This window comes from Succinivibrio sp. (assembly GCF_045124615.1).
GTDB lineage: Bacteria > Pseudomonadota > Gammaproteobacteria > Enterobacterales > Succinivibrionaceae > Succinivibrio > Succinivibrio faecicola.
The window spans coordinates 1-4,009 of record NZ_JBGVMC010000081.1; the positions used below are offsets into that span (position 1 = coordinate 1).

Annotated in this window: 4 protein-coding genes; 1 reads left to right on the forward strand and 3 read right to left on the reverse strand. The window is 32.9% G+C overall.

What is annotated here, in order from left to right; all coding sequences use genetic code 11:
• Nucleotides 1-70: 70 nt before the first annotated feature.
• The 3 genes from nrdG to ACJML3_RS02170 form a co-directional block, all read right to left on the reverse strand.
• Complete coding sequence (gene nrdG / locus ACJML3_RS02160; protein ID WP_219937864.1) at nucleotides 71-601, reverse strand: anaerobic ribonucleoside-triphosphate reductase activating protein; 531 nt, start codon at nucleotides 599-601, stop codon at nucleotides 71-73.
• 3 nt (nucleotides 602-604) lie between these two features.
• The gene (gene nrdD, locus ACJML3_RS02165; protein ID WP_219937865.1) at nucleotides 605-763 is read right to left on the reverse strand and encodes an anaerobic ribonucleoside-triphosphate reductase; all 159 of its coding nucleotides are present in this window, start codon (nucleotides 761-763) and stop codon (nucleotides 605-607) included.
• A gap of 78 nt (nucleotides 764-841) precedes the next feature.
• The gene (locus ACJML3_RS02170; RefSeq protein ID WP_219937866.1) at nucleotides 842-3,103 is read right to left on the reverse strand and encodes an anaerobic ribonucleoside triphosphate reductase; all 2,262 of its coding nucleotides are present in this window, start codon (nucleotides 3,101-3,103) and stop codon (nucleotides 842-844) included.
• 234 nt (nucleotides 3,104-3,337) lie between these two features.
• Between ACJML3_RS02170 and earP the strand changes: the two genes are divergently transcribed.
• The coding region (earP, locus tag ACJML3_RS02175; protein WP_406020213.1) for an elongation factor P maturation arginine rhamnosyltransferase EarP at nucleotides 3,338-4,009 on the forward strand (672 nt) is incomplete at its 3' end.

Below are 4,009 nucleotides of genomic sequence, written 5' to 3' on the forward strand. Positions count from 1 at the left end.
TTTAAACCACGTTAATGAATATATCAATAACGTGGTTTTAATTGAATAAAATCCAATCTTTAATCAGATTTTATTTAAAACCTTCCATTAAAACTGCTTTATTACTCTTTAGAGATTTCTGAACATCAATTATTCTCTGGTTAGATGAACCTCTAAAATCAAGTTCTAAAGACTTTTTTGCCAGTACAAATGGTCCGTCAACTAGGACATCAAGTTTTTCTAGCAATCTTTTATAGATAGGATCTGAAGATAGTTTCTCATATAAAAAACCAGTATAACTCCATAAGTTATAACCTTCAGATTTAAGAATATCAGCAAAAACTGATAAAGGAGTGGACTGAATAAAAGGTTCTCCTCCAGAAAAGGTTACACCCTTAACTAGAGGATTTTCCTTAATTTCATCATACAGAACTCTAAGTTTAACATCCACTCCACCTGTTAAGGACTGAGCCTGTACATTGTGGCAACCTTTACAGTGAAATGGACATCCTTGAGTAAAAACAACATAACGAATACCAGGACCATCAACAATTGACTCCTTGACAGCTCCGGCAATTCTTATTGTTGTATTGTCTAATAAATTTAAGGAAACTGAATCCATATATTAAACGCTCATGTGCTTTACACGATCATGTTCTTCAGCTCTCTTACCGTTATTAAAACGGTCCAAAGTACCTACTAAATAACCGGTAACTCTTCTGATTCGTTCAAATTTTACACCCTGACCTACAATACCGTTACGTGCATGTAATCTAGTTTGCATATTCACTTCCCTCTTTAGGTTTGTTATATATTTGCTGAGTTCCGTTAAAGATAATATCTTTAACTCGTTAGTTATTAATTAACCTGTACAGATGCAACCTACACCAAGCTTCTTTAAGCGCTCGATACTTACACCCTCACCATCCTTTCTACCGCAACGAGGACAAGTATCACCGATAACACCAACGTAATTACATACAGGACAACGATCTACTGGATGGTTGATAGAACCATAACCTACGCCTTTATCCTTCATATAGAGAATTACGCTTTCAAAAGCATCAAGATTCTTAGTTAAATCACCATCCATTTCAACATATGAAATTGAGCCTGCATTACATAATGCATGGAATGGACCTTCAACATCAATCTTATGAGCTGCTGTTGTTTCATAATAAACAGGAACATGGAAGCTGTTTGTATAGTAATCTCTGTCAGTAACTCCTGGGATGACACCATAGATCTTCTTATCAATCTTTACAAATCTACCAGATAAACCTTCAGCTGGTGTTGAGAATAATGAGAAGTTCAGACCTGTATCAACAGTGTGTTTATCAGTGATTTCTCTCATATGAGAAATGATCTTATAACCTAAATCATAAGCTTCCTGACTTTCACCATGGTGCTTGCCTATCAGTGCAACTAAGCACTCAGCTAAACCAATGAAACCAATTGACATAGTGCCGTTCTTAATGATGTCTTCAATTGTATCTTCAGGATTTAGATTCTCTGAACCAACCCAAACACCCTGTCCCATTAAGAATGGATAATTTAATACTTGTTTCTTAGCAATTACATTGAATCGATCCATTAACTGATCGAATAACATATACATTGTCTTGTCTAATGTTTCAAAGAACTTGCTTATAGAACCATGAGCTTCAATTGCAAGTCTTGGTAAATTGATAGTTGTAAAAGATAGGTTACCACGACCAGGAATAACTTCCTTTGTCTTATCATAATAATTAGATACAACTCTGGTTCTGCAACCCATCAGAGCAACTTCAGTTTCTGGATGACCTTCCTTATAGTATTTCATGTTGTAAGGAGCATCAAGGAAAGAGAAGTTAGGGAACAGTCTCTTTGCAGATACCTTGCAAGCTAACTTGAATAAGTCGTAGTTAGGATCGCCTTCTTTGGTGTTAATACCATCTTTTACTTTGAAAATCTGTACTGGGAAAATTGGAGTCTCACCACCACCTAAACCTGCATCTGTTGCAAGAAGAACATTCTTCATGATCATACGATGCTCTGGCATTGTACCTGTACCATAGTTGATTGATGAGAATGGTACCTGAGCACCAGCTCTTGACTGCATTGAATTTAAATTATGAATTAAAGCTTCCATAGCCTGATAGGTTTCTCTTTCAGTCATCTTAATAGCTTCATTCATAATGTAATTTAAATCATCTTCACTGTTATTATTGTGTGCAGCAAGAATTGATTTAACTTTTTCTCGAATAAGTCCCTGAGTCTTTTCATCTAAACATGTATTATTTTCATCATAAATTTTCTGACAGAACTCAACGAGTGATGAAACATCAATTTCATCGTCTCGTAAGCAAATGCAGATAACTTTAGATAAATGCTTAGCATATGACTTAGCAACATATGGAGCTAAATCATACTCAAATAGAGGAATAGACTGACCGCCATGCATGTCATTCTGATTTGACTGAATTGCAATACATGAAAGTGCAGCAGCTGACTGTATAGACTGAGGCTCTCTTAAAAAACCGTGACCGGTACTAAAACCTCTTGTAAATAAATCTTTTAAACCAATCTGACAGCAGTTAATTGTCAGCATATAGAAATCTAAATCATGGATATGAATATCACCACGCTGATGAGCAATTGCATGCTCTGGTCTTAATACATATCTGCGAACATAATCTTTAGAACCTTCAGAGCCAAATTTCAGCATTAGTCCCATTGGAGCATTAGCATCGATATTAGCGTTCTCACGCTTTAAATCCATATCTGCAGTGCTCTTTGAGGTAAGATCACGATAAATTTTAGTTAATTCAGTATTATAAGTTCTTACGTTTGTTCTGTTCTGTCTGTAAAGAATGAAATTCTTTGCCTCAGAAACCATACCTTCTTTAATAAGAACTTTTTCAATAATATCTTGTGTATTTTCAACAGAAGGCTCTAAGAGATTCTGCTTTTCTAACTCTGATACAACAGATCTTGTCAGCTTCTCAGATAATTCAATTTCTACAGGACTTGGAGTTTTATCATCAGGGTGAACAGAAACCAAAGCTTTAGTAATAGCATTTACAATTTTATCCTCATTAAAGGATACCTTACGTCCATCTCTTTTAACGATAAATCTAATCATTTTAAGTCCGTGAAAATATGTTTAAAATTTAATAATTTAATTATAAATCTATATAAATCAATAAGTTATATTTTATATTTCTGCCTATATTATGGCTAATTGAATACATGCTTTCAAGTTTAAAATTTTCTCTTTTTTTGCTTTTGATACTTGACATAGATTTTTGTAAACTAATTCTCATGATTTATTGACGGCTATCATTTTTTTAATAAAAAAGCATATACATAAAGAATTATGAATATTGATATCATTTGCGATGTTATAGACAATTTCGGTGATGCAGGAGTCTGTTTAAGACTAGGTAGAGATCTGGCTATTAACAGTAATAAAGTAAGGATCTTTTGTAATAATATTGAATCAATAAATAAAATAACAACAACTAAGGATCATAGCCTTCTTAGTATTTTAAAATGGCCTGATAATAATGATGAATCCTACCTTGCAGCTGAAGTAGTAATACAGGCTTTTTCTGTCAGACTTCCACAATGCATGATTGAAAAAGTTAAGCATAAAAAATCCTTGATTATAAATCTTGAATATCTTACAGCTGAAAAGTTTGCAGAAGACTGTCATAAACTACCTTCTTTTTCAGATGGAATGGAAAGTTTCTTTTTCTTTCCTGGATTTAGTGAAAAAACAGGTTCAGTTGTAATAGAAGATCTATTAAGAAACAAAATTAAAAACAATAAAAACAATTCATCAAAAAATATATCTGTTTTTTCATACGACAATAAAAAACTTCTGATACTTATAAATAAACTCAATAAGATTGATCCTCAATTTATCTTTAATATTTTTGAAGGAAAGGCTTTAGATATATTCAATGAATTATCAAAAGAAAATCTAAAATCTGAAGAAAAAACTGTTTATAAAGATATAAACATTAAAACTTTAAAAATGGTTAAT